The following is a 24,046-nucleotide window of genomic DNA, read 5'->3' as shown; positions in this document are numbered from 1 at the left end:
ACGGACGGGAGGCGCGGTGCCGGCTGGCACCGCGCCTCCCGTCCGTCATCGGTCACGAGATCAGACGGACGCTCCCGTGAACTCGTCCTCGGCCGCGACGTGGTCGCTGCCCGCGGTCCCTGCGGCGAGCGCGGCGGCCACGCGGTCCGCGTGCGACGGCGGGTCCGACGGCACGTGTGCCGGGCGGTCCGCCTCGTTGATCTTCCGGAGCTCGGGGACGATGTCCTCGGCGAGGATGTCGATCTGCTCGAGGACCGTCTTGAGGGGCAGGCCCGCGTGGTCGACGAGGAACAGCTGGCGCTGGTAGTGCCCGACGTGGTCCTTCATCGCGGCGTACCGGTCGATGACCTGCTGCGGCGAACCGACGGTCAGCGGCGTCTGGGCGGTGAAGTCCTCCATCGACGGGCCGTGTCCGTAGACCGGGGCGTTGTCGAAGTACGGGCGGAACTCGTCCCACGCGTCCTGCGAGTTCTTCCGCGCGAAGAACTGGCCGCCGAGCCCGACGATCGCCTGGTCGGCGGTGCCGTGCCCGTAGTGCTCGAAGCGCTGGCGGTACAGGCCGACCATCTGCTCGGTGTGCTGGATCGGCCAGAAGATGTTGTTGTGGAGGAAGCCGTCTCCGTAGTACGCGGCCTGCTCGGCGATCTCGGGCGTGCGGATCGACCCGTGCCAGACGAACGGCGGGACACCGTCGAGCGGACGCGGGGTCGAGGTGAAGCCCTGCAGCGGCGTGCGGAACCGCCCCTGCCAGTCGACGACGTCGTTCTCCCACAGCTGTCGGATGAGCGCGTAGTTCTCGATGGCCAGGTTGACGCCCTGGCGGATGTCCTGCCCGAACCACGGGTAGACCGGGCCCGTGTTGCCGCGGCCCATCATGAGGTCCATCCGGCCGTCGCTGATCACCTGGAGCATCGCGTACTCCTCGGCGATGCGCACCGGGTCGTTCGTGGTGACGAGCGTGGTGCTGGTCGACAGGGTGATGTGCTTCGTCCGCCCGGCCAGGTAGCCGAGCATCGTCGTCGGGCTCGAGGCGACGAAGGGCGGGTTGTGGTGCTCGCCGGTCGCGAAGACGTCGAGGCCGGCCTGGTCGGCGTGCTCGGCGATCGTGAGGATGTCCTTCACGCGCGTGGTGTCGTCCGGGGTCGTCCCGGTGGTGGGGTCCGTCGTGACGTCGCTGACGGTGAAGATCCCGAACTGCATGGTGCACGCCTCCTGGCTGCTGGCCGCTCGTCGCTGGCTGCTGTCGCTGGCCGTCCGTTTCGATGCGTTTGCATCGACTTGCCGGGTACAACGTAGCGCAGCGGGAGGCATTCCCGCCAGTGCGGACGCGCTCCTCGGCGGTTCAGCCGCGCGGTGGCAGGGCCGCGACGTCGGTCTGCGCCGCGTGGTGCATCCCGTCGGCGATCCAGACCACGGTCACGACCGCCAGCACGCTCGCACTCGAGGCCATCCGTCCCGCGACCAGGACGGCCCCGTGCACGTCGGCGAGCTGGGCCACCGCCACGACCAGCGCCACCACGCCGACCAGGAGCGTGACGCCGGTGGCGAGGAGGAGCACCACCGTCACCGCGCGCCGGGGACCCAGTCGGCCGTCCCGGTCGCCGCGCTCTCCCCGGTCGACGCGTGGTCCGACCGCACGGACGAGCCCGAGCCAGAAGAGCGCGATCGCGCAGGCCCCGACGATGTCGCTCACCCGGTGCCACCCGTACACGACGGTCTGGTTCGCGACGAACACGGCGTACCCCGTCCCGACCAGCGTCACCAGGGGGCGGAACCGTCGCGGTGTCACCAACAGCACGGCGAACAGCGCGGCCAGGGCGATCGTGGCGTGCCCCGACGGGAAGGAGTTGGGCGTCGTCGACTCGGCGATCTCCGGGCGCTCGGCGATACGCTTGACGAGCGTCGAGGTGGCCGCCGAGGCGAGCACCACGACCCCCGCTCCGAGCCCCACGGCGAGACGGCGACGAGCGAGACCCACGGCGGCGATGACGACCACCAGCAACAGGATGACCGGCACCGAGATGACGTTGAGCGCAGTGTCCGACCCGAACAGGTCGGACTCCCGGACCCCGCCCAGTGCGGCGTCCTCGACCCGCTGCCCGATCGGCGTCAACACGGCGGCGGCGTAGACGAGAGGCACGATCACGAACCCCAGAGCTGCCAGCAGCGCCCACCGCATCCGTCGCGAGACACTCGGTCCACGCGACTCGGGTGCCGTGCGTTCGGGCGTGCGGGTCACCGGCGTGGTCCTCCTCGGCGTGGCGATCATCGGGCTCCTCGTCCGTCTCGTGCCGCGGCTGCGATTCGGACGGTCGGGGTCCGACACGATACCGTTGGTCCGCCGGTCCGCGCCTGTGAACCAGGGGTCAGCGACCTCCGGATCCGACGGCCGCACCGCCCGTGCACCACGGGCGGACGCACCGGCTCCCGTCGCCGGCCCGACCGGTGCCACCACCCTGTACCAGGAGGAGACCGAAGTGGCCATCAAGGAACCGAGCATCACGGCGTCGCCGAACCGGGCACTCGCCCTGACCGCCGGATCGCTCCTGGCGCTCTGGGGCTTCCTCGGCTTCTTCTTCGCCGCGGACGGTGACCCGGGCTTCTTCAGCCGTGAGGGCGGCATGCTCTGGAACGCGTTCGGCGTGAACCCGGCGCTGTGCCTGCTGTGGGTGCTGCTCGCCGTCGTGCTCCTCGTCACCGGACTCGGCACCACCATCGGTTCCCGGAACGGCAACCGGCTCGTCGGGGTCGTGCTCGTCGTCATGGCCGTCTACGGCTTCGCGTTGGGCAGTACCTCGGCCAACGTGTTCGCCCTGACGTTCGCCGACAACCTCTTCCACGCGATCGTCGGTGTGGTGCTGCTCCTCACCGCGTTCGGTGCGGACCGCGAGAACGTCCGGGCGCTGCGGGCGGCCGCGCGCGCCTGACCGTACCGTCCTCGACGCCCCGTCCACCTCTGGGTGGGCGGGGCGTCGTCGTGCCGGGCGGTGCGGGGTGCGCCGAGCGGGCAGGACACGCCGTGTGCTGGTCGTCCACTGGGCAGGACTCGTCGCCCGAGGGCACCGGGCGCGCCGGATGGTGCCCGCTCGGCGGAGCCGGCCGGGCGTCCGGAGCCGGCCGGGCGTCAGGCGTCGGCGTCGCGCGGCCGGGCGGCCTCGAGCTCGGTCGCCACGATCCGGGGTGCCTCGGACATGAAGCGCCGGACGTCCAGGTCCACGATGATGTCCTGCGGCCGGAGCGGTCGCGTCAGGTACAGCCCCTCGAGCGACGTCAGGCGTGACAGCGCGACGTAGGTCTGTCCGGCGCTGAACACCCGGTTGCCGAGGTCGACGACAGCTCGGTCGTAGGTGCTCCCCTGCGACTTGTGGATCGTCACGGCCCAGGCCAACCGCAACGGGAACTGCTGGAACTCCCCCACGGTGTCCTTCTTGAGCTCCTTCTTGTCCGGGTCGTAGGAGTACTTGAACTTCTCCCAGACCGACGGCTGGACCTCGAAGGACTCCCCGTCGACGTCGACCCACACCGTGTCCCGGATCGTCGTGACGACGCCGAGCGTGCCGTTCACCCAGCGCTGGTCGGGGTCGTTGCGCAGGAACATCACGTGCGCCCCGGGCTTCAGCTCGAGCGCCTCGTCCGCGGGGAAGTTCCGCCCGCCGAAGTCGCCGTTCACGTCGGCGCGGGCGGTCTTGACCTTGCCGGGCAGCCGCTCGAGCGCGGCCTTGTTGATCCGTGCCACCGTGTCGTTCCGGGTCGCGAGCGTGATCGCGTCGTCCGGTGCCGGCCGCGCACCCGCGGTGTTGAGCTGTCCGGCCACGTCCGCCGTCACGCGGCCGTGCCGGACCGCCGTGAGCATGGCGGCGAAGGCGTCGTCGCGCTGCCGGTGCACGGTCGCCAGCTCGACGATGTGCAGCTCCGTCTCGAGCCAGACCTTCGCGTCGAAGAACCACATGGACCGGTAGTGGTCGGTGAAGTACGCGCGCTCGTCGCCGTCCCCCGGCACGGGCGGGAGCTGGTACGGGTCGCCGAACATGACCACCTGCACGCCGCCGAAGGCCTCGAACTGCCGCCCGCGGGCCTTGCGGAGCGAACGGTCCATGGCGTCGAGCAGGTCGGCGTTGACCATCGACACCTCGTCGATCACCAGGGTGTCGATGGTGTTCAGGAGCTTGCGGGTCTCCGGCCCCTGACGGAGTTCCGCGTCGGCGATGAGCCCGATCGGCAGCCGGAAGAGCGAGTGGATGGTCTGCCCGCCGACGTTCAGCGCCGCGACGCCGGTCGGGGCGCAGATCACGACCTGCTTCCCGGTGTTCCACGACAGGTGGTTCAGGAGGGTCGACTTGCCGGTACCGGCACGTCCGGTGATGAAGACGTGGTCGCGGGTGTGCTCGATGTACTCGAAGACGGCCTGCTGCTCGGCGCTGAGCGCGATGCTCACCGTGCCGCCGCCTCGGACGCGGATGCCGGTGCCGGTGCCGGTGACTCCGGTCCCCGCTCGACGCCGCCGGGACGGACGCGGTCGCGCCGCAGCCGCACCAGCGCGACGACGACGACCGTCACGACGAGCAGGACTCCCGCGACGACGAGCACGACGCCGCCGCGGGCCTGGTCGACCAGCGGCGCGGGACCCCACTCGCGGCCCATCGCGCCGAACCAGGACGCCTGCAGCAGCCCGAGCGGCCCCTGCATCGCGATGCCGAGCGAGACCGTGCCGGCGGCGACCACGACGGCGCCCGCGACCCGCACGAGGACGGCACCGGTGCTGGCCGACCGGGCGCCCGCGGCGACCGGGGTGAGGAGCGTGGGCACGGCCAGCAGTCCGACGAGCAGCAGCCCCACGTCCACCAGGGTGCGTCCGGACGGGTCGCTCACCGACCAGCGGAGCACCTGCGTGGCGTAGAGGCCCCACCAGACCGCGGCGAGCAGCACGAACGACGGGAACGGCTGAGCGAGGTACCGCACCACGCCGTTGTCGACGAGCAGCCCGGTCCACTCCCGCACGCCGGTGGAGTCGTCGTCGCGCCGGTGCACCGCGGCGCGGACGAGCTGCACCGGTGCAGCAGCCCAGACGAGCGCGGGGACGACCAGGCCGAGGACCACGTGTGCGCCGACGTTCGCCGACACGAGGAAGCGGTCGTACGTGTGCAGCGAGCCGGAGGTCGCCAGGACGAGCGACACGACGGCGATCGCCGCCGCGACGGTGCGGTGGACGGGCCACGAGACGCCACGGCGGCGGAGCCGGACGACACCGGCCGTGTAGGCGGCGGCCACGAGCACGGCGGCCATCAGCCAGAACAGGTCGAGGTTCCACGCGGTCAGCCAGCCCCACGCACCCGGGTCGGCGGGCAGCGGGTCGTCGGTGAGGAGCTCGGCCGGCGTCGGGTTCGTCGTCTTGCTCAGCGCGACCTCGCCCGCGGGGGTGGCCGTGCGGCCGAGTGCCGCGGCGAACCCGCTGGCGACCCCCATCACCGCGAGCTCGACGAGCACCAGGGTCCAGAACGGGCCGCGCCGGTCGGGCGCATCGGTCAGCGCGCGGATGGCCCGGCGGCGCTGGACGGCGCCGAGGACCCCGATGCCGACGATCGCCGCGATCTTGACGAGCACGAGGACCCCGTACGGCGTCGCGAGGTTCGACAGTGCTCCGACGCGGATCTGCGCCGAGGCGGTGCCCGACACCGCGACGAGGACGAAGCACCCCAGCGCGATGCTCGAGTACCGCGCGACGACGAGCGGCAGCCGGTCGCCGGGAAGGACGTTCCGCAGCAGGACGACGAGCAGCAGCCCGCCGACCCAGAGCGCGGCGCCGACGAGGTGCAGCCCGAGCGCGGTCACGGCCGAGTCGTGGCTGGCGGTGCCGGCGGCGTGCCCCTGCTGCGCGAGCGGCACGAGCCCGATCATGGCGACACCGGCGGTGAGGGCGACCATGCCGCGCCCGCGCACGGCGAAGCAGAGCACCGTCACCGCGGCCGCGACGAGCACGGAGACGAGCCAGGCCGTCCCGAGGTCGGTCCCGGTGAGGAACACCCCCATCGACTGGCCGAACTGCTCGCCGATGCTGACGGGTGACCCGGCGACGGACAGGAACGTGAAGAAGGTGGTGACGGCAGCCGCCACGGTCCAGACGCCGGCGGCACCCGCGGCGACGTCGATCGCGCGGTTCCACTCCGGACGGCTGCGGGACAGTCCGACGACGGTGAGTGCCAGGCCGCCGATGGTCGCGGCGGCGGACAGGTCGACGACGAGCCGCGCGATCGGCAGCCCGAAGCGCACGACGGCGCCGGGGTCCGCGATGAGCGCACGGTCCGCCCCGCCGCCGATCACGAGGGCGACGAGGAGCGAGACGAACCCGACGAGCAGCAGCACGGCGGGGCCGGCGATGCGTGCGATCCGGTCCACCCGACAAGCCTAGGCGCTGCCCGCCCGACCACGGCACGCGGGTGGGCCGACCTGTGGGCGGTGACCCGCGCCTCCCGGCCGTGCAGGGGTGCCCGTGGACCGTGACGTCCTCCGGGAACGACGGAAGGGACGGCCGAGGCCGTCCCTTCCGGGTGGTGCTGCGGGGGTCCTACTTGACGGCAGCCTTGAGCTTCGAGCCGGCGCTGACCTTGACCGAGTCGCTCGCGGCGATCTCGATGGCGTCACCCGTCTGCGGGTTGCGACCGGTGCGCGCGGCGCGGTGGGTCTTCTCGAAGGCGATCCAGCCCGGGATGGTGACCTTGGTGCCGTCGGCGACCGACGACGAGACGACGCTGAACAGCGCGTCGACGACGCCGTTGACGGTGGCCTGGCTCTGGCCGGACTCCTGCGCGACGGCAGCGACGAGCTCGGTGCGGTTCAGTGACTTGTCAGCCATGGATGTCCTCCTCGGACTTCTTGCAGTGTCGGTGGGACGTTCGGGACGCCCGCCCGCCCGGAGCGGGTGCCCTGGACGTGGTGGCTCCACAGGCGAGCACGCCGGGCGGAACCGACAGCGAACCTACCAGCCAGCGGGTGTGCGGACGACCGACTCGCCCGGATTTCCGGGCTTGTCGAGGGTTCCGAGGGGTCCGAGTGACGGATGTGACGATCGTGACGGCCGCTCAGCGACCCGGGGGACGACGAACGCCCCGTCCCTCGGAGGGGACGGGGCGTTCGTGCGGGATGGTGCCTACCAGGAGCTCTTCGTGATGCCCGGCAGCTCGCCACGGTGGGCCATGTCGCGGAAGCGGACACGGCTGATGCCGTACTCACCGAGGTGGCCACGGGGGCGACCGTCGATGGCGTCGCGGTTGCGGTAGCGCACCGGCGACGCGTCGCGCGGGAGCTTCTGCAGGCCGACGCGGGCGGCCTCACGCGACTCGTCGGTGCCGTTCGGGTCCACGAGGGCCTTCTTCAGCTCGAGACGACGCTCGGCGTAGCGCGCGATGACCTCGGCGCGCTGGTTGTTCTTCGCGATCTTGCTCTTCTTCGCCATGCTTAGCGCTCCTCACGGAAGTCGACGTGCTTGCGGATCACCGGGTCGTACTTCTTGAGCACGAGGCGGTCCGGGTTGTTGCGACGGTTCTTCTTGGTCACGTAGGTGAACCCGGTCCCCGCGGTGGAGCGGAGCTTGATGATCGGACGGACGTCCTGACCCTTCTTGGCCATCAGATCTTCTCCCCACGGGCGAGGAGATCCTTGACGACGGACTCGATGCCGCGTGCGTCGATCACCTTGATGCCCTTTGCGCTGAGCGTGAGCGTGACGTTACGACGAAGCGAGGGCACGTAGTACGTCTTCTTCTGCACGTTCGGGTCGAAGCGACGCTTCGTCCGGCGGTGCGAGTGCGAGATGTTGTGTCCGAAGCCGGGGGTGGCTCCGGTCACCTGGCACACTGCTGCCATGGTTTCCTCCTGAGGTACCGAGCGACCGGACGGCCGCTCCCAAGTTCACTTGCCTGGCGCACACGCGCAGGTCCGTCGGAACGGGCTGCGAGGGGGTTGTGTGCACCGCCCAGACCCGCGGACCCTGTCGAAGGGGCTGCGAGCACCGCGCGACCGCGGCGTTCGCGACGGTCGGAGGGCTTGGAACAACTGGGTCTGCCACGCTGACGCGGCGGACCAGGGGTCAACACTACGCGACGACCGGGCGTGTCACAAGCCGGGGCGGGTCCGCACCATCCCGTCGAGCGGGCACTTCCTGTCACGCTCGACCTCTGCGGACGACGACTCCTGCCCGCAGGCCGCACGACCGACGGCATGTCCTGCCCACTCGGCGGCGCAGCCCCGTGCGAACGGGGCCGCGCCGGCCCGGCCCGGTCCGACCCTGCCGCGCCTAGAGCCCGGCGGTCGGCCGCGGCGCGAGCGCCTGCACCAGGAGCGCCCCGAGCTCCCCCGGCGCCGTGAACATCGGCCAGTGCCCGGTCTCGAGGCCCACGATGGTCAGGTCCTCCACCGCCGAGAGCTCGGTCGTCCACGCGTGGTGCTCCGCGACCATCGCCGCGAGCTCCGCCGCCGGGACCTCGCAGGACACCACGGTCGCCGGGATCCGGTGCCGTGCGGGGTCGGTGTAGTGGAACGGGTCGGAGGGCACGGCAGCCGGTTCCGGGACCGCCCGGCGTTCGAAGGCCTCGCGCAGCTCGGGCGTCATCCCCCGGACGGTCGCCGGCTCCCACACGTCCCACGACGGCACCGGCACGACGCCGTCCACCACGGGCAGCTCGTCGTTGACGCACCCGCCCTCGGGTCCGGGGAACGTGTCGACGTACAGCAGGTGCGCCACGAGCGCGGGTCGCCGGTCCGCGGCCATGAGCACCATCGGACCCGCTCCGGAGTGACCGGCGAGCACGACGGGTTCCTCGGGGGTCGCGACCTCGTCGAGCACCGCGACGATCCCGCCGACCTGCTCGTCGAGCGTCGTGCCGGTCCGCGTGACCGCCTGGACGGAGTGCCCGGCCTCCTGCAGCACGGGCGTCACCTCGTCCCACGCGCTCGCGTCGAGCCAGAACCCGGGCACCAGGATGACGTGCATGCGCGGGAGGTTACTCCCCGGTGCGCGCCGCGGTGCAGACCGCGCACTCGCCGAAGATGTCCACGACGTGGCTCGCGTTCGTGAACCCGTTCGCGGCGGCGACGTCCTGCGCCCACCGCTCGACGGGGTCGGCCTCGATCTCGACGGTCCGGCCGCAGTTCCGGCAGATGAGGTGGTGGTGGTGCCGGTCCGTCGTGCACGCACGGTAGAGCGACTCGCCGTCCTGCTGCAGCGAGTCGGCGTCCCCCTCGGTCGCCAGGTCGGCGAGCGCCCGGTAGACCGTCGCCAGTCCGATGGTGGACCCGCCGTCGCGCAGGTGCTGGTGGAGCGCCTGCGCGCTGACGAACCCCTCGGTACCGGACAGCGCGCTGCGCACCGCCTCGCGCTGCCAGGTGTTCCGCTTCGGCTTCTGCACGGCGTTCATGCGGTGACTCCTTCCCTGCGGGTCGCGTCGGTCGACGCGTCGGTCCCGGACGGGAGGCTCGGTGCGCCTCCGTCGGTCTGCTCGCGGTCCGCGATGCGGTCGCGTCCGCGCCGGTCCTTGCGTCCACCCACGATGCGGCAGACGACCCAGATCACGAACGAGATCGTCGTGACGTAGGGGCTGATCGGCAGGCCGCCGCCGAGTGCGAGCAGGATGCCACCCACGACCGACACCACGGCGAACACCGTCGAGAGCACGGGCACGACCACGGGGTGCGACGACAGGCGCAGCGCGGCGGCCGCGGGCGTGACGAGCAGCGAGAGCACCAGCAGCGCGCCGACGATCTGCACGGAGACCGCGGTGGCCAGGCCGAGGGCGAGCATGAACACGATCGCGAGGGTCCGGACCGGCACCCCGGCCGCCGCAGCGACGTCGGGGTCGACCGACGAGAACATCAGCGGGCGCCAGACGACCAGGAGCGTGACCACGACGATCGCGGAGACGACCACGAGCGAGGTCAGCTGCGGGTTGTCGACCGAGACGATCTGTCCGGTCAGCAGCCCGAACTTGTTCGCCGCCCGGCCCTTGTAGAGCGCCAGGCACAGGATGCCGAGCCCGAGACCGAACGGCATGAGCACGGCGATGATCGAGTTCCGGTCGCGGGCCCGCGAGCCGAGCAGCCCGATGAGCAGCGCAGCGACCACCGACCCGACGAGCGAGCCGGTGACGACGTTCACCCCGAACAGCAGCGCGGCACTGGCCCCGGCGAACGAGAGCTCCGAGATGCCGTGCACCGCGAACGGCATGTTGCGGGCGACGACGAACGGGCCGATGAGCCCCCCGACGATGCCGAGCACGGCGCCGGCCCAGATCGAGTTCTGCACGAGGACCAGGAGCTCGCCGTAGTCCTGGAACGAGAAGACGGTCGACAGGACGTCCATCAGATCCGCCCTTCGTCCGGTGTGGTGGCGTGCGGGTCCGGGTCGCAGTGGTGGTGCGCCCCGGTCTGGTCGTGGGCCTCGTTCGCACCGACGATGACGATGCGACCCATGGTCCGGACGACGTCGACGGGGGTGCCGTAGAGGTCGGAGAGGACGTCGGCCCGCAGCACCTCGTCGGGCGCGCCGATCCGGAAGCGCCCGCCCGCGATGTAGAGGACCCGGTCGACGACGTCGAGGATCGGGTTCACGTCGTGCGTGACGAACAGCACGGCGGCGTCCTGCTGGCGGCGCTGCCGGTCGATGAGCTCGGTGACCCCGCGCTGGTGCCGCAGGTCGAGCGAGATGAGCGGTTCGTCGCACAGCAGCAACGCGGGGTCGGCGGCGATGGCCTGCCCGACGCGGGTGCGCTGCTGCTCGCCCCCGGACAGCTCGGCGACCGGGGCGTCCGCGAACGCCGTCGCGCCGACCTCGTCGAGGATGCGGTCGATGCGCGCTCGCTCGGCACGACTCGCTGGCAGGACGCCCCAGCGCGACCCGGTGACCCCCTGCGCGATCATGTCCCGCGCGCGGAGCGGCGTACCGGACTCCATCAGGCGCTGCTGCGGGATGTACCCGATCCTCCGGTGTCCACGGCGGACGGGTCGGCCGAGGAACGACATCGTGCCGCCGGTCAGGCGCTGCTGGCCGAGGACCGTGCGCAGGAGCGAGGTCTTGCCGGCCCCGTTCGGCCCGAGCACGGCGACGAACTCCCCCGGTGCCACGTCGAGGTCGAGGTGCGACCAGAGCGCCCGCGAGCCGTAGGACAGTGCGGCGTCGCGGAGCGCGAGCACGGCGGAACCGCCACGGCCGGGAGCCGCAGCGGTTCGCGAGGGGGTCTGGACCGCGGTCACTTCGTGAGCGCCCCCTGGATCGCGTCGATGTTCGCCTGCTGCCACGAGACGTAATCCTCCCCCTTCGGGAGCGTCTCCGTGACACCGACCACCGGGATGCCGGCCTGGTCGGCGGCCTGCTTCACCTGCTCGGTCTCCGGGCTGGACGTCTGCTCGTTGTAGGCGAGCAGCTTCACCTGCTTCTCACTGAACAGTCGGAGCGTGTCGTTGAGCGCGGCCGGCGGGACGTCGTCGCCCTCCTCGATCGCCTCCGAGAACGCCTCCGGCGTGACGTTGTCGAGGCCCATCGCGTCGAACAGGTACCCGGGCACCGGCTCGGTGTACGACACCTTCTGACCGTCGACCTTCTGCTTGGCCGCAGCGGTCTGCGACTCGAGGTCGTCGAGCTTGCTGGTGAGCGCCTTCGCGTTGCGCTCGAAGGTGTCGGCCTGCGCGGAGTCGAGCTCCGTCAGGCGCTGCTCGACGTCGGCCACGAGCTTCACCATGGTCGGGTAGTCGTAGAACACGTGCTCGTTGAACTCGGCGTCACCGCCCGCGTCGAGGCCGGAGAGCTCCACCACGTCGATCGTGTCGGCCTTCGTGTCCGAGGCCTTCGCGAGCGTCGTCATGAAGTCGTCGTACCCGCCGCCGTTCTCGATGAGCAGGTCGGCCCGGGACACCGCGAGCTGCGTCCGCGCGCTGGACTCGAACGAGTGCGGGTCCTGCGACGGGTCGTCGAGGATGCTCGTGACCTCGACGTCGTCGCCGCCGACGGTCTTCGCGATCGAGCCGTACACGTTGGTCGAGGCGACGACGCGGACGGTGCCGTCGTCGCTGCCGCTCCCGCTGCCGGACGAGGACGTGGCGCACCCGGTCAGCACGAGGGCTGCGGCGCCGGCGACGAGCGGCAGGGCGAGGAGACGGCGGTTCTGCATGGGACGAGCGTACGGCTTGCTGATAACGGTTGTCAAAACCAGTATCAGCCGAACGACGGACGGGAGGCGCGGCGCCATCCGGCACCGCGCCTCCCGTCCGTCGCGTGGTGGCGACTAGGCCTTGGTGGCGGCGTCGATCGTGTTCTCGGCGATCGTGTCCTCCTCGCGGCCCGGGGTCCGCAGGTTCCACTTCTTGATGACGAAGCTGAACAGGAAGTAGTAGACGACCGCGTAGCCGAGGCCGATCGGGATCAGCCAGATCGCCCCGTCCGCCTTGCCGAAGTTCAGCACGTAGTCGATCGCACCGGCCGAGAACGAGAAGCCGTCGTGGATCCCGAGCGCGTTCACCAGCGCCAGCGACGTACCCGTGAGGACCGCGTGGATGACGTACAGCGGGAACGCGACGAACATGAACGAGTACTCGAGCGGCTCGGTGATGCCGGTGACGAACGAGGTGAGCGCCGCGGAGAGCATGATGCCGCCGACGAGCTTGCGGTTCTGCGGCTTCGCGTTCCGCCAGATGGCCAGGGCACCGGCCGGCAGCGCGAACATCATGATCGGGAAGAAGCCCGCCTGGAAGATGCCGGCCGTCGGGTCACCCGCGAGGAAGCGCGCGATGTCGCCGTGGTAGGTCACTCCGTCGGCCGTGAAGCTGCCGAGCTGGAACCACGGGAAGAAGTTCAGCAGCTGGTGCAGCCCGACCGGGATCAGCATGCGGTTCACGAAGCCGAAGATCCCGCCACCGAGGACGGCGTTGTCGGCGACGGCCTGGCCCGCGGCGGTCAGCGCGATGTCGAAGTAGCGGTAGACGAACGACATGAGGACGGCGATGACGAGACCGGCGACGGCCGTCAGGATCGGGACGAGACGGCGACCCGAGAAGAAGCCGAGGAAGTCGGGCATCTTCGTCCGGTGGAACTTCGACCACAGCCCGGCCGAGACGAGACCCATCACGATGCCACCGAGCACGCCGAAGTTGATCGTGGCCTGGTCGCCGTTCGCGTCCTTCACGCCCGCGAGCACGATCGGCGACATCGCCGCGAACACCTGGTACATGACCATGTAGCCGACGACCGCGGCGAGCGCCGTCGTGCCGTCGGACTTCTTCGCCCAGCCGATCGCGATGCCCACCGCGAAGAGCAGCGGCAACCACGTGAACACGCCGTTGCCGGCCGCGGCGATGATCGACGCTCCCTGCGCGAAGCCGGGGATCGCGCCGAGCATGTCGGACTGACCCAGACGGAGCAGGATGCCCGCCGCCGGCATCACCGCGATCGGCAGGAGCAGGCTCCGGCCGAGGCGCTGAGCGTTCGCGAAGAGCCTGGACTGCTTCTTCGGGGTCTTCTTCTCCGGCACGTCCGTTGCAGCAGCGGTGCTCATCGGCGGTCCTCTCGTCATCGGGTGGAGCTGTCGGCGGTGGGTGGGTTGAGTCACGCGTCCAGCGCGGGTAGCCTCGGCGGTACCGCCGGGTCCGGTCCTGTCCGGTCATGACCAGTTCCGTAGTCTGAACCGGTGACCGGATGTGTGTCAACCCGGCACGGAAACCGCAACGAGGAGGAACCGATGGCCGACATCAAGGCAGCCGACATCATCGCCGCGCTGGGCGGGGTCGACAACATCGAGGAGGTCGAGGGCTGCATCACGCGCCTCCGTGTCGAGGTCGAGGACGGTGACCTCGTCGACAAGGCCGCGCTGCAGGCCGCGGGCGCGCAGGCCGTCGTCGGTGGCGGCACCGGCTGGCAGGTCATCGTGGGCACCGTGGCCGACAACCTCGCGCAGGACATCCAGGACGAGCTGTGACGACGGTCCGGACCCCCTTCGCGGGGCCGGTCGTCGCCCTCGCCGACGTGCCCGACCCGGTCTTCGCCGGGCAGCTCGTCGGCGCCGGGGTCGCGGTCGACCCGACCGGTGTCGAGGACGCGGTGACCGCGGTCGCCCCGGTCGACGGCACGATCGTCAAGCTGCACCCGCACGCGTTCGCCCTGCAGGGCACCGCCGGGACCGACGTCCTGGTGCACGTCGGCATCGACACGGTGAAGCTGCACGGCGACGGCTTCGAGCTGCTCGCGGCGGAGGGCGACACCGTCCGCGCCGGCGACCCGGTCGTGCGCTTCACGCCCGCGGCGATCTCGGCCGCCGGCTACTCGCCGGTGTGCCCGGTCGTGGTGCTCGGCAGCGCGCCCGACTCCGTCGAGCAGTCCACGGTCGGCACGACCCTCACCGACGGCGCCACGCTCTTCACGGTCTGACGGCGCGGGCGGCGCTGCCGAGCCTCGCCCCTGCGGACAGTTTCGCGATCCGGTGACCGCGAAGATGTCCGCGGAGCCGAGGCTCGCGGCGCCGTTCGCACCCGCGCCTCACGCCGTGGGACGGGACGCCGTGACCTCCATCTGCACCCGGTAGCGGTCCGACCGGTACCAGGAGCGGGCGTGCTCGACCGGCCGGTCCCCCGAGTACGACACCCGGTCGAACTCGAGCACCGGCGCGCCGGTCCGCGTCCCGAGCAGGGTGGCCACGTCGTCGGCCGCTGCCTTCGCGGCCACGGTCTGCCGTGCCCGGTCGATCGGCGTGCCGTACTCGTCCGCCGCGAGCGAGTACACCGACCCGGACAGGTCCTGCTCGAGGAGCCCCGGGAACGCCGACGCCGAGAGCCAGGCGTCGTCGATCGACACCGGCACGCCGTCCGCCATCCGGAGCCGCTTCAGGTGGTGCGCCGTGTCCCCGTCGGCCAGCCGCAGTGCCGCGACGGTGTCCGCCGGCGGCACGCGCTCCTCGCGCACGAGCACGACCGTCGTCGGCACGTGCCCGAGCGCGCGCATCTCCTCGGTGAACGACGCCAGGTGGAGCGTCGACTGCACCGGGCGGCGCGCCACGAAGGTCCCCTTGCCCCGCACGCGCTCGAGGTAGCCCTCGTTGACGAGCTGTCCGAGGGCCTCGCGCACCGTGATCCGCGAGACGCCGTACTCCGCGATGAGCTGCCGTTCCGAGGGGATCGCCGCACCGGGGGCCAGCCGCGTGGTCGCGAGGTCCAGCAGGATCCGACGGAGCTGCTGGTGCTTCGGCTCGGCGCCCTCGGTGATGCGGGTCGTCATGCGGGTCCCCGTGCTCCGTCGCTCGTCGTGACCGGTCGTGCCGGTGGTCATGCGCGGACATGACCAGTTCCCTCACAGTAGCGAGTCGGTCCGCGTTCGCCAACGGCGTGTCAAGATGACGACCGTGACCTCGGTGGTGATCGTGGACGACGAGACCCTCGTCCGGTACGGCTTCGAACTCATCCTCGGCGCGGCGGCGGACATCGACGTCGTCGCCACGAGCGGCGACGTCGACGCCGTCGAGACGGTCCGTCGCCACCGTCCAGACGTCGTCCTGCTCGACGTGCGGATGCCGCGGGTCAACGGGCTCGAGGTCCTCGACGCCCTCCGCGCGCTGCCCGAACCGCCCGCGGTCGCCATGCTCACCACCTTCGACACCGACACACAGGTCGTCGCGCAGGCGATGGAATCCGGCGCGGCGGGCTTCCTGCTCAAGGACACCGACCCGGAGTCGCTCGCCGAGTACGTCCGCGCCCTGGCCCGCGGCGGGATCGTGCTCGCGCCCGGGCTCGACCGCACGCGGCTCTTCGCACCCCGTCCGACCGTCGAGGCGCCGGCGCTCTCCGCCCGGGAGCACGACGTCCTGCGCCTGGTCGCCGCGGGCGCGAGCAACCCCGAGATCGGGCAGCGCATCGGCGTGAGCACCGGGACGGTCAAGGAGGACGTGCGCGCACTGCTCGCCGCCTTCGGCGTCACGACGCGCGTCCAGCTCGCGCTGCGCGCCGCCGAGGCCGGGCTCCTCGATGACTGAGCGGACGCGCGTCGCGCGCGTCCGGGCACTGCTGGCGCGGACGGACGGGAGGCTCGACGCGCTCGTCGACGCCGGCCTGCGCCGTGCGCGTGCGCACCCCGCCCCCTGGTGGCTGGTGGACGCGCTCTTCCTCGCCGCCGCCGTCGTCGACGCGGTGCTCGACATCGCGGGTGCGACGGCGACCGAGGTCACCGTCTCCGTGGTCGCCGCCGCGGCCCTGGTCCTGCGGCGCCGGCTGCCCGTGCTCACCTTCGCGCTGACGATGCCCGCACTCTTCTTCGGGTCCGGCGTCGTGGCGGCGAGCGTCGCGCTGTTCACCCTCGGCGAGCGGACGGACCGCCGGTGGCTCATGCTCCTGGCGGCCGCGGTGCAGTTCGTGGGCTTCAGCGGCTTCGTCGTCGGACCGCCGCAGCAGCTCGACGAGATCGTCGTCTCGGTCGTCTACGCGCTCATCTTCGCCCTCGGTCCGCTCGCGATCGGGCTGCTCGTCCGGACGCGGGCGGACCTGGTGGACCGGATCGCCGAACTGCGGGCGTCCCGGAGCGAGGAACGCCGCCAGGCCGCGGCGGTGGCGCTCTCCCGCGAGCGCGCGCTGCTCGCCCGCGAGATGCACGACGTCGTCTCGCACCAGGTCACGCTGATCGCGGTGCAGGCCGGCGGTGTGCAGATGGCCGGACGTGACGAGCGCGAGCGCGCCTTCGCCAGGACGATCCGCCAGCTCTGCGTCGTCACCCTGCAGGAGCTCCGCGAGATGGTGCTGGTCCTGCGCGCGTCCGGCGGGACCGACCGTGAGACGGCTCCGCAGCCGGTGCTCGCCGACCTCGACCGGCTCGTCGCGGCGAGCGGGCTCGAGACCGAGGTGGCGGTCGACCTGCCCGACACCCTGCCCCTGCCCGTGCAGCGCGCGGTCTACCGGTTCGTGCAGGAGGGGCTCACGAACGTCCGGAAGCACGCCCCCGGCGCCCGTGTCCGGGTGAGCGGTCGGCTGCACGGCGACCAGGTCCTCGTCGACCTGGTCAACGGCCCGGCGCAGGCCGAGCGGCTCGAGCTCCCCGGCTCCGGGCTCGGCCTCATCGGCCTCGGCGAGCGCGCCTCGCTGCTCGGCGGCCACCTGGATTCCGGCCCGCAGCCCGGCGACGGGTTCGCGCTGCACCTGCGGCTGCCGGTCGAGCACCGTCCGGGCGTGCCCGTCCCCTGACGTCGCACCCGCGCCGGACCACCACCGCCCGGGGGATGCCCGGTGGCCGACCGGCCACCGCGGTTCACGCCGTCGCCCGATGTCCCGATCGGGCCACCCGGCTGTGATGGCAGTGTGGACCCCACAGCTCTCGTCGCCGCCCTCCGTCGGCACCCCGTCACGACCGGCGTCGCCGTCGTCGCGGTCCTGCTCGCCGTCACCGCACGGATCGCGCACGCCGAACCGGACTTCCCGCACCACCCGCCGGTCGCCTGGTTCGCCCTCGCGCTCGTCGTCGCGGCGACCCTGCTCGCCGAACGGACCCTCGGCCAGCTGCGCACCGTGCTGATCGGTGTCGGCGCACCCCTGGTCGCCGTCGGCGTCACGTCCCTCGCGGTGACCGTCGGGGTCGCCGTCGGCGAGGCGCACGCACAGGCCGCCTCCGGCGAACCGCTGTTCGCGCCGTCCGCGGTCGCGACCGCACTCCTGGCGGCCGCCTCGGCGACGATGCCGCCGGCCCGACGGCGGCGCGTCCGCGCGGTCCTCTGGACGGTCGTGCTCACGCTGGTGCTGTTCGCCGGGCACGGGTCCGACACCGCCCGCGCCCTGGCGACCCTGGCCGGGACCGCAGCCGGCGCGCTCGTGGTGCGCCGAGCCTCCCGGCCGGCACCGACCGCACCCCGCACCGACCGCACCGTCGTCACGGAGCCCCGCTCGGTCGTCGTCGCGACGCTCGTCGCGCTCGGTGCCGGCACCCTGGTCACGCTCGTCGTCCCGGACCCGGACGGTGTCCTCTCCCCCTTCGCCGACGCGATGAGCAACCGCGCGACCGTGCTCGTGGGCGTGCTCCTCGTCGGCGCGGCCTGCCTGGTCCGGCGCGGGCGTCGCACTGGGATCGTCCTGGCCGCGGGCCTGCTCGTGACGCTGTCGGCCGTGCTCGCGGACGTGTTCCTGATCGAACCGCTGCAGGACGGGTTCGTGCAGTGGCAGGGGCTGACGACCGACCAGGTCGAGTGGCAGGTCACCCTGCTCGGCGCGTGGGCCGTGCCCGCCGCGGTGCTCCTGGCGATCGTCGTGCTCCGCGGCCGGCTCGTGCGGGCCCGCTTCACCGCGAGCGCGACCTGCCCGGAGACGTACCTCGGCATGCTCCGCGAGGGCGACGCGGGCAGCCTCGGGCACATGGGCACCTGGCAGGGCAACGCGACCTGGACCCACCCGGACGGGCTCGGCGCCGTCGCCTACCGGGTGCACGGCGACGTCGCGCTGACCGTCTCCGACCCGGCCTGCGCCGCGGCGGACCGGGCCGAGGTCGTCGCCGCCTTCGCGCGCGCCTGCGAGCGCAACGGCTGGGTCCCCGCCTTCACGAGCGTGCACGAGCCGGTGCGCGCGATCCTCGCGGCGGAGGGCTGGGCGTCGTTCCCGGTCGGCGTCGAGTCGGTCCTCGACGTGACGACCTTCGACCTGCGCGGGAAGAAGCGACAGGACCTCCGCACCGCGTCGAACCGTGCCGACCGCGAGGGCCTCCGCGACGAGTGGACGACGCTCGCCGCACTCGACGCCGACCGGCGCGCGCAGGTCGAGGCGATCTGCACCCGGTGGGCCGCCGACCGACGCCTGCCGGAGATGGGCTTCACCCTCGGGGGCTTCCACGAGCTCGACGACCCGGACGTGCGCCTGCTGCTCGCGGTGACCGCCGAGGGGCGGGTGACGGCGGTGACGAGCTGGCTGCCCATCCACGAGCACGGGACGCTGACCGGGTACACACTGGACGTCATGCGACGCGGGGAGGACGGGATGCCCGGCGTGATGGAGTTCCTCATCGCGCGGACGGCCCTGCGTGCCCGCGAGGCCGGACTCACGACGATCAGCCTCTCCGGCACACCGCTCGCCCCGCACGCCGACGCCGGGTCGTGGGTCGCGCGCGGGTCGGCGCTCGTCGCCCGTGCCCTCGAGCCCGTGTACGGCTTCCGGTCGCTGCAGCGGTTCAAGGAGAAGTTCGGGGCCGCGCACGAGCCGCTCTGGCTCGTCGTGCCGAGTGCCCTGCAGGCACCCCGGGTCGCGCGCGCACTGACCACCGCGTACGTGCCCGGCCTCCGCCCGAAGCACCTCTGGGCACTCCGTCAGGCGCACGTCGGCGCGGGCTCCTCGCGCGTCGGCGCCCGCCCGTGAGCCCGACCGAGTGGCTGCTCGCGACCCAGCTGCAGGCGCCGTCGAAGCTCGTGCCGGCCGACCTGGCGTTCACCGCGCTGGCCGTCGCCGTCCTGCTCCCCGCCGTCCGGCAGTGGCGGTCGCGGCCGGCGTGGCGGCGGGTCGGCCTCCGGGCGGCGATCGCCGGTGCCGCCGCGCTCGTGGTCCTCGGCGCGTGCTGGTTCACCACGCAGGTCGTCGACCTGTTCGGTGTCGCCCTCAGCCCGGTGACGCAGATGTGGAGCACGTTCGCCGGAGCCGCACTCGCCCTCGCCGTCACCGGCCTCGTGCAGGGCGGCCGGTGGCGTCGGACACTCGCGGTCGTCCTCGTGCCCGCGGCGCTGCTCGTGCCCGCGCTCGGCATCAACGTGGAGTTCGCCAAGTACCCCACGCTCGGCACCGTCGTGCAGAGCGACCCCTGGCCCGCGTACGACCCGGACGCTGCGCCGCTCACGGCACCGCCGGCCGCCGGCATCGTGCGGACCGCCGAGATCCCCGGCACCCGCTCCCACTTCGCGGCCCGGCGCGCGGTGGTCTGGCTGCCACCCGCCGCCCTCGTCCGGGACCCCCGGCCGCTGCCCGTCGTGATCGCCTTCTCCGGGCAGCCGGGTGCCCCCGGCGACCTGTTCACCGCGGGTCGCCTGGCGGAACCGCTCGACGCCTACGCCCGTGCCCACGGCGGCCGCGCACCGATCGTCGTCAGCGTCGACCAGCTCTCGGCACCGGGGCGGAACACGATGTGCGTCGACTCCCGGCTCGGTGACGTCGCGACGTACGTGACGCAGGACGTGCCCGCGTGGATCACCCGGAACCTGCCCGCCACCACGGACCGGAAGGCCTGGGGGCTGACCGGCTTCTCGCAGGGCGCCACCTGCACCATGCAGTTCCTCACCGGACACCCGGCGGACTTCGGGGCGGCACTGGCCGTGTCGAGCGAGCTCCAGCCGGTCGACCAGGGCCCGCAGCACAGCGCCGACCAGGCGTTCGGTGGGTCCCTGGCGGCCTGGCGGGCCGCGGCGCCGATCGCGCAGATGCGGGCGAACGGGCTCGACGGGCACGCGCTGTGGCTGACGGCGGGATCGGCCGACCGGGAGTTCAGCGCGAACGCGCGGCGGCTCGGGACGGCTGCTCGTGCGGCCGGGGCGCGGGTGTCGATCGGGTCGGCGCCGGGGAGCGGGCACGACTGGAACACGGTGCAGTGGTCGTTCCGGACGGACGTCGCGCCGTTGGCGGATGCGTTGTTCGCGGCGGAGGGCTGATCGCCCGTCCTGCCGGTCGGTCCACCCGGCGGCGACGCTCCGGGGGCGTTCAGGCGTTACGGACGAGCCAGGCGAACTGGTCGTCGGTGAGCTCCCGGTCGGTCCACACCTGGCCCGACACCCCACCCGGTGCCGGCGTGGACGCCGGCCCCTGCCACACGAGCGACAGCCCGGCCTTCCGCAGCACCGCTGCCGATGCCGGGTTGTTCGTCAGCACCCGCCCGGTGACCGGCGCGCACGGGGCGACCCGGTTCGCCTCGGGCACCGCCGCAGCAGCGACCTCGCTCGCGTAGCCGTTCCCCCACGCCGACGGCGCGAGGCGGTAGCCCAGGTTCCAGACCCCCGCTGCGGTCATGTCCACGCCACCGATCCCGACGAAGGTGCCGTCGGGCGTCCGGACGGCCCAGGAGCCGAGACCGTGCCGTGCGCGGCCGCCGATCTTCCGCTGGACGAGGTCGACCGTGGTCGCGCGGTCGACGTGACGACCGGAGGGCAGGTGCGCCCACGTGCGGGCGTCCGAGAAGACCGCGTGCGCGTCGTCGATGTCGGCGGGCGTGAGCGGTGTGAGCACCAGGCGATCCGTCCGGATCTCCTGCTGTGGGGTCAGGAGCTGGTGGGCCATGCACCGATCATCACCCGCACCGCCGACAAGCCGGTGAACACCACGCGACGTCCGCGCGATCCGGCCCGGCGCTGCGGCATCGCGCAACACCGGGCCGGCTCCGTCGGTCGGATCGCTCGGCTAGTCGAGCAGGAGCGCCGGCTCCTCGAGCACCGAGGCGATGTCGTGCACGAAGCGCGATGCCACGTCCCCGTCGACGACCCGGTGGTCGAACGACGCACCGATCGTGGTCACCATGCGCGAGCGGACCTCGCCGTCGACGACCCACGGCTTCGGCTTGATCGTGCCCATCGCGACGATGGCGACCTCGCCCGGGTTGAGGATCGGCGTGCCGGTGTCCATGCCGAACACCCCGATGTTCGTGATCGTCACGGTGCCGTCGGCCATCTGCTGCGGCGTGGTCTTGCCGTCGCGGGCGGTCAGGGTCAGGTCCTCGAGCGCCTTCGCGAGCTCGAACAGCGACATGTCCTGCGCGTCCTTGATGTTCGGGACGATGAGCCCGCGCGGGGTCGCCGCGGCGATGCCGAGGTTCACGAAGTGGTGGACGATGATCTCCTGGTCGGTCCAGGTCGAGTTCACCGACCGGTTCCGCCGGACGGCCCAGATCACGGCCTTCGCGAAGACGAGCAGCGGCGAGACCTTCACCCCGGCGAACGTCGGCGAGGACTTCAGGCGCTTGACGAACTCCATCGTGCGGGTCGCGTCGACGTCGACGAACAGGGACACGTGCGGTGCCGTGAACTTCGACGTGGTCATCGCCTTCGCGATGGCCTTGCGGACGCCCTTCACCGGGATCGTCTCGCGGCGGACGTCGCCCCACTCCGGCGTCTCGATGTTGCGGAACACGCCGGCCTGCTTGGCGTGGCGGATGACGTCGTCGCGGGTGACCTCGCCGGCGAGGCCGGTCGGCACGACCTCGGCGAGGTCGACGTCGAGGTCCTTCGCGAGCTTGCGGATCGGGGGCTTCGCCAGGACGATGCCCGACACGACGGCCTTGCGCGGTCGGGAGCCCTGCTCGCCGACGGCCTGCGAGATGCTGTCCTCGCCCGGGTCGGCAGCCGCTTCGGCCGCGGCGACGGCGTCCGCACTGGAGGCACGGCTCGCCTCGGCCGCGAGCGCTGCGGCCCGCCGCGCGCCCGGCTTCCGGCGGGACGGCGACGTGGTCGCGGAGCCGTAGCCGACCAGGACGGCGCCGGACGACTCGTCGGTGCCGACGACGGTGGCGTGGTCCGCCACCGGCTGCGCCGGCGCGGCGTGCTCCGGCTGCGAGGCGGCGGGAGCGGCCGCCGCGGCGGGGGCGGGCGCTGCTGCGGGAGCGGGCGTCGCGGCGGCACGCGGGGCCTGCTGTGCCGGGGCCGGAGCGGCCGGAGCCTGCGCGACGGGAGCCGGCGCGGCTGCCGCGGCAGGCGGGGTGGCCTGCACGTCCGGCGAGGCCGGGACGCTGTCGGTCACCGGCGCCGTGCCTCCCGGCTGGGCCGCACCCGACGAGACCTGCGCGTCGGAGTCGACCCGGATGATCGGCTTGCCGACCTCGACGGTGTCACCCTCGGACACGAGCAGTCCGGTGACGGTGCCGGCGAACGGGGACGGAAGCTCGACGAGCGACTTCGCGGTCTCGATCTCGACCAGGACCTGGTCGACGGCGATCTCGTCCCCGATCGCGACGCGCCACTGCACGATCTCGGCCTCGGTCAGGCCTTCGCCCACGTCGGGCAGGGGGAATTCGGCGGCGGGCACTGCGGCTCCTTCGAACGTTCTGGTCGGCTCGGTCAGTATGCGAGGGCGCGGTCGACGGCCTCGAGGACACGGTCCGCGTCCGGCAGGTGGAGGTGTTCGAGCTTCGACACCGGGAACGGCACGTCGAACCCGGAGACCCGGATCGGCGGCGCCTGCATCGTGTAGAAGCACTGCTCGGCGACGGTCGCGGCGATCTCGCTGCCGACGCTCACGAAGCCGGAGGCCTCCTGCGCGATGACGACCCGACCGGTCTTCCGGACCGAGGCGAGCAGCGGCTCCCAGTCGATCGGGGAGATCGAGCGGAGGTCGATGACCTCGCAGCTGGTGCCCTCGGCCTCGGCGATGTCCGCGGCCTGCATGAGCGTGGCGACCATGGCGCCGTGGCCGACGAGGGTGACCTCGGTGCCGGTGCGGGCCACGCGCGTCGTGTGCATCGGGACGTGGCCGTCGACGAGGTCGACCTCGCCCTTCGGCCAGTAGCGGGACTTCGGCTCGAGGAACACGACCGGGTCCTTCGACGCGATCGCCTCCTGGATCATCCAGTAGGCGTCGTTCGGCGTGCTCGGGCTGACGACGCGCAGGCCCGGGGTGTGCGCGAAGTACGCCTCCGGGGACTCCTGGTGGTGCTCGACGGCGCCGATGTGCCCGCCGTAGGGGATGCGGATGACGACCGGCAGCGACATGTGCGCCGGCAGACGGTTCTGCATCTTGGCGAGCTGCGAGGTGATCTGGTCGAAGCCCGGCCAGACGAACCCGTCGAACTGGATCTCGACGACCGGGCGGTAGCCGCGCAGGGCGAGGCCGATCGCGGTGCCGATGATGCCGGCCTCGGCGAGCGGGGTGTCGCGGACGCGCTCGGCGCCGAAGCGCTCCTGCAGGCCCTCGGTGATGCGGAACACACCACCGAGCTGACCGATGTCCTCGCCCATCAGCAGGACCTTGTCGTCGGCGGCCATCGCGGCGGCCAGGCCGGCGTTGAGCGCCTTGGCCATCGGCAGGGTCTGCACGGGTTCGCTCGGGACCTCGCCCGCGCCCGGGTGGGCGCGGAGCGTGTAGTCGAAGAGCTG

Annotated in this window: 25 protein-coding genes; 7 read left to right on the top strand and 18 right to left on the bottom strand. The window is 72.4% G+C overall.

Translation table 11 applies throughout. The features are described from left to right. Positions 1–60: 60 nt before the first annotated feature. Entirely contained in the window at positions 61–1,200 is a 1,140-nt protein-coding gene (locus Cus16_RS07185) for a CE1758 family FMN-dependent luciferase-like monooxygenase (protein ID WP_069711971.1), read from the bottom strand. A gap of 142 nt (positions 1,201–1,342) precedes the next feature. Further along, entirely contained in the window at positions 1,343–2,140 is a 798-nt protein-coding gene (locus Cus16_RS16615; protein WP_189319550.1) for a phosphatase PAP2 family protein, read from the bottom strand. Positions 2,141–2,477: 337 nt separating this feature from the next. Here Cus16_RS16615 and Cus16_RS16610 point away from each other — a divergent pair, with 337 nt between their 5' ends. After that, complete coding sequence (locus Cus16_RS16610) at positions 2,478–2,927, top strand: DUF4383 domain-containing protein (RefSeq protein WP_189319549.1); 450 nt, start codon at positions 2,478–2,480, stop codon at positions 2,925–2,927. A gap of 197 nt (positions 2,928–3,124) precedes the next feature. On the opposite strand, the gene Cus16_RS07170 is transcribed toward Cus16_RS16610, so the two are convergent. The 12 genes from Cus16_RS07170 to Cus16_RS07115 all read right to left on the bottom strand — a co-directional run bounded on the left by Cus16_RS07170 (position 3,125) and on the right by Cus16_RS07115 (position 13,534). Next, positions 3,125–4,435: an ATP-dependent RecD-like DNA helicase gene (locus Cus16_RS07170; RefSeq protein WP_069711968.1), complete on the bottom strand. Its 1,311-nt coding sequence runs from the start codon at positions 4,433–4,435 to the stop codon at positions 3,125–3,127. Then, positions 4,432–6,393 (bottom strand): cytochrome c oxidase assembly protein, encoded by a 1,962-nt coding sequence (locus Cus16_RS07165; protein ID WP_069711967.1) that lies wholly within the window; start codon positions 6,391–6,393, stop codon positions 4,432–4,434. The genes Cus16_RS07170 and Cus16_RS07165 overlap by 4 nt, the downstream gene beginning before the upstream one ends. 169 nt (positions 6,394–6,562) lie before the next feature. After that, a complete protein-coding gene (locus Cus16_RS07160) occupies positions 6,563–6,850 on the bottom strand; it encodes an HU family DNA-binding protein (RefSeq protein ID WP_058727660.1) in 288 nt (95 codons plus the stop codon). Positions 6,851–7,144: 294 nt separating this feature from the next. After that, positions 7,145–7,450, bottom strand: coding sequence for a 30S ribosomal protein S14 (gene rpsN, locus Cus16_RS07155; protein WP_022903745.1), 306 nt, complete (start codon positions 7,448–7,450; stop codon positions 7,145–7,147). Positions 7,451–7,452: 2 nt separating this feature from the next. Next, on the bottom strand, positions 7,453–7,623 hold the full coding sequence (gene rpmG / locus Cus16_RS07150; RefSeq protein ID WP_022908193.1) for a 50S ribosomal protein L33: 171 nt from the start codon (positions 7,621–7,623) through the stop codon (positions 7,453–7,455). After that, entirely contained in the window at positions 7,623–7,859 is a 237-nt protein-coding gene (gene rpmB / locus Cus16_RS07145) for a 50S ribosomal protein L28 (protein WP_022903747.1), read from the bottom strand. Before rpmB ends, rpmG begins: the two co-directional genes overlap by 1 nt. A 430-nt stretch (positions 7,860–8,289) precedes the next feature. Beyond that, complete coding sequence (locus Cus16_RS16265; protein ID WP_069711966.1) at positions 8,290–8,985, bottom strand: alpha/beta fold hydrolase; 696 nt, start codon at positions 8,983–8,985, stop codon at positions 8,290–8,292. A 10-nt stretch (positions 8,986–8,995) separates the two neighbouring features. Next, entirely contained in the window at positions 8,996–9,409 is a 414-nt protein-coding gene (locus Cus16_RS07135; RefSeq protein ID WP_069711965.1) for a Fur family transcriptional regulator, read from the bottom strand. Further along, positions 9,406–10,350 carry a metal ABC transporter permease gene (locus tag Cus16_RS07130; RefSeq protein ID WP_069711964.1) on the bottom strand — a complete coding sequence of 315 codons (945 nt, stop codon included), beginning with the start codon at positions 10,348–10,350 and terminating at the stop codon, positions 9,406–9,408. The genes Cus16_RS07135 and Cus16_RS07130 overlap by 4 nt, the downstream gene beginning before the upstream one ends. After that, positions 10,350–11,180, bottom strand: a complete 831-nt coding sequence (locus Cus16_RS07125) for a metal ABC transporter ATP-binding protein (RefSeq protein WP_223246552.1) — start codon at positions 11,178–11,180, stop codon at positions 10,350–10,352. The genes Cus16_RS07130 and Cus16_RS07125 overlap by 1 nt, the downstream gene beginning before the upstream one ends. Before the next feature lie 56 nt (positions 11,181–11,236). After that, on the bottom strand, positions 11,237–12,154 hold the full coding sequence (locus tag Cus16_RS07120) for a metal ABC transporter solute-binding protein, Zn/Mn family (protein ID WP_069711962.1): 918 nt from the start codon (positions 12,152–12,154) through the stop codon (positions 11,237–11,239). Between the two features lie 114 nt (positions 12,155–12,268). Next, the gene (locus tag Cus16_RS07115; protein WP_069711961.1) at positions 12,269–13,534 is read right to left on the bottom strand and encodes a PTS transporter subunit EIIC; all 1,266 of its coding nucleotides are present in this window, start codon (positions 13,532–13,534) and stop codon (positions 12,269–12,271) included. A gap of 183 nt (positions 13,535–13,717) precedes the next feature. Here Cus16_RS07115 and Cus16_RS07110 point away from each other — a divergent pair, with 183 nt between their 5' ends. Further along, entirely contained in the window at positions 13,718–13,954 is a 237-nt protein-coding gene (locus Cus16_RS07110) for a PTS transporter subunit EIIB (protein WP_069711960.1), read from the top strand. Further along, positions 13,951–14,403 (top strand): PTS glucose transporter subunit IIA, encoded by a 453-nt coding sequence (locus Cus16_RS07105; protein ID WP_069711959.1) that lies wholly within the window; start codon positions 13,951–13,953, stop codon positions 14,401–14,403. The genes Cus16_RS07110 and Cus16_RS07105 overlap by 4 nt, the downstream gene beginning before the upstream one ends. Before the next feature lie 108 nt (positions 14,404–14,511). On the opposite strand, the gene Cus16_RS07100 is transcribed toward Cus16_RS07105, so the two are convergent. After that, entirely contained in the window at positions 14,512–15,246 is a 735-nt protein-coding gene (locus Cus16_RS07100; protein WP_069712059.1) for a GntR family transcriptional regulator, read from the bottom strand. Positions 15,247–15,361: 115 nt separating this feature from the next. On the opposite strand from Cus16_RS07100, the gene Cus16_RS07095 reads away from it, so the two are divergent. From Cus16_RS07095 to Cus16_RS07080, 4 genes are all read left to right on the top strand, one after another. Beyond that, complete coding sequence (locus tag Cus16_RS07095; protein WP_069711958.1) at positions 15,362–15,997, top strand: response regulator; 636 nt, start codon at positions 15,362–15,364, stop codon at positions 15,995–15,997. Next, positions 15,990–17,195 carry a sensor histidine kinase gene (locus Cus16_RS07090; protein WP_083263789.1) on the top strand — a complete coding sequence of 402 codons (1,206 nt, stop codon included), beginning with the start codon at positions 15,990–15,992 and terminating at the stop codon, positions 17,193–17,195. The genes Cus16_RS07095 and Cus16_RS07090 overlap by 8 nt, the downstream gene beginning before the upstream one ends. A 114-nt stretch (positions 17,196–17,309) precedes the next feature. Then, positions 17,310–19,343 (top strand): bifunctional lysylphosphatidylglycerol flippase/synthetase MprF, encoded by a 2,034-nt coding sequence (locus Cus16_RS07085; RefSeq protein ID WP_083263788.1) that lies wholly within the window; start codon positions 17,310–17,312, stop codon positions 19,341–19,343. Then, positions 19,340–20,620: an alpha/beta hydrolase gene (locus Cus16_RS07080; protein WP_083263787.1), complete on the top strand. Its 1,281-nt coding sequence runs from the start codon at positions 19,340–19,342 to the stop codon at positions 20,618–20,620. The genes Cus16_RS07085 and Cus16_RS07080 overlap by 4 nt, the downstream gene beginning before the upstream one ends. 49 nt (positions 20,621–20,669) lie before the next feature. On the opposite strand, the gene Cus16_RS07075 is transcribed toward Cus16_RS07080, so the two are convergent. From Cus16_RS07075 to Cus16_RS07065, 3 genes are all read right to left on the bottom strand, one after another. Then, a complete protein-coding gene (locus tag Cus16_RS07075) occupies positions 20,670–21,242 on the bottom strand; it encodes a GNAT family N-acetyltransferase (RefSeq protein ID WP_069711957.1) in 573 nt (190 codons plus the stop codon). A 120-nt stretch (positions 21,243–21,362) separates the two neighbouring features. Continuing rightward, complete coding sequence (locus tag Cus16_RS07070; protein WP_069711956.1) at positions 21,363–22,979, bottom strand: dihydrolipoamide acetyltransferase family protein; 1,617 nt, start codon at positions 22,977–22,979, stop codon at positions 21,363–21,365. Positions 22,980–23,011: 32 nt separating this feature from the next. Further along, positions 23,012–23,971, bottom strand: a complete 960-nt coding sequence (locus tag Cus16_RS07065) for an alpha-ketoacid dehydrogenase subunit beta (protein WP_069712055.1) — start codon at positions 23,969–23,971, stop codon at positions 23,012–23,014. Positions 23,972–24,046 lie beyond the last annotated feature (75 nt).

It is taken from the genome of Curtobacterium sp. ER1/6, from assembly GCF_001742745.1.
Classification (GTDB): domain Bacteria; phylum Actinomycetota; class Actinomycetes; order Actinomycetales; family Microbacteriaceae; genus Curtobacterium; species Curtobacterium citri.
Note: the sequence above shows the minus strand (reverse complement) of the source record. Positions and strands in the feature narration are given on the sequence as shown.

Excerpts from the sequence above, each read along its gene's own strand:
- Cus16_RS07185 (WP_069711971.1), bottom strand. The coding sequence starts at position 1,200 with ATGCAGTTCGGGATCTTCACCGTCAGCGACGTCACGACGGACCCCACC.
- Cus16_RS07160 (WP_058727660.1), bottom strand. The coding sequence starts at position 6,850 with ATGGCTGACAAGTCACTGAACCGCACCGAGCTCGTCGCTGCCGTCGCG.
- rpsN (WP_022903745.1), bottom strand. The coding sequence starts at position 7,450 with ATGGCGAAGAAGAGCAAGATCGCGAAGAACAACCAGCGCGCCGAGGTC.
- rpmG (WP_022908193.1), bottom strand. The coding sequence starts at position 7,623 with ATGGCCAAGAAGGGTCAGGACGTCCGTCCGATCATCAAGCTCCGCTCC.
- rpmB (WP_022903747.1), bottom strand. The coding sequence starts at position 7,859 with ATGGCAGCAGTGTGCCAGGTGACCGGAGCCACCCCCGGCTTCGGACAC.
- Cus16_RS16265 (WP_069711966.1), bottom strand. The coding sequence starts at position 8,985 with ATGCACGTCATCCTGGTGCCCGGGTTCTGGCTCGACGCGAGCGCGTGG.
- Cus16_RS07135 (WP_069711965.1), bottom strand. The coding sequence starts at position 9,409 with ATGAACGCCGTGCAGAAGCCGAAGCGGAACACCTGGCAGCGCGAGGCG.
- Cus16_RS07130 (WP_069711964.1), bottom strand. The coding sequence starts at position 10,350 with ATGGACGTCCTGTCGACCGTCTTCTCGTTCCAGGACTACGGCGAGCTC.
- Cus16_RS07120 (WP_069711962.1), bottom strand. The coding sequence starts at position 12,154 with ATGCAGAACCGCCGTCTCCTCGCCCTGCCGCTCGTCGCCGGCGCCGCA.
- Cus16_RS07115 (WP_069711961.1), bottom strand. The coding sequence starts at position 13,534 with ATGAGCACCGCTGCTGCAACGGACGTGCCGGAGAAGAAGACCCCGAAG.
- Cus16_RS07110 (WP_069711960.1), top strand. The coding sequence starts at position 13,718 with ATGGCCGACATCAAGGCAGCCGACATCATCGCCGCGCTGGGCGGGGTC.
- Cus16_RS07100 (WP_069712059.1), bottom strand. The coding sequence starts at position 15,246 with ATGACGACCCGCATCACCGAGGGCGCCGAGCCGAAGCACCAGCAGCTC.
- Cus16_RS07095 (WP_069711958.1), top strand. The coding sequence starts at position 15,362 with ATGACGACCGTGACCTCGGTGGTGATCGTGGACGACGAGACCCTCGTC.
- Cus16_RS07090 (WP_083263789.1), top strand. The coding sequence starts at position 15,990 with ATGACTGAGCGGACGCGCGTCGCGCGCGTCCGGGCACTGCTGGCGCGG.
- Cus16_RS07075 (WP_069711957.1), bottom strand. The coding sequence starts at position 21,242 with ATGGCCCACCAGCTCCTGACCCCACAGCAGGAGATCCGGACGGATCGC.
- Cus16_RS07065 (WP_069712055.1), bottom strand. The coding sequence starts at position 23,971 with ATGGCCAAGGCGCTCAACGCCGGCCTGGCCGCCGCGATGGCCGCCGAC.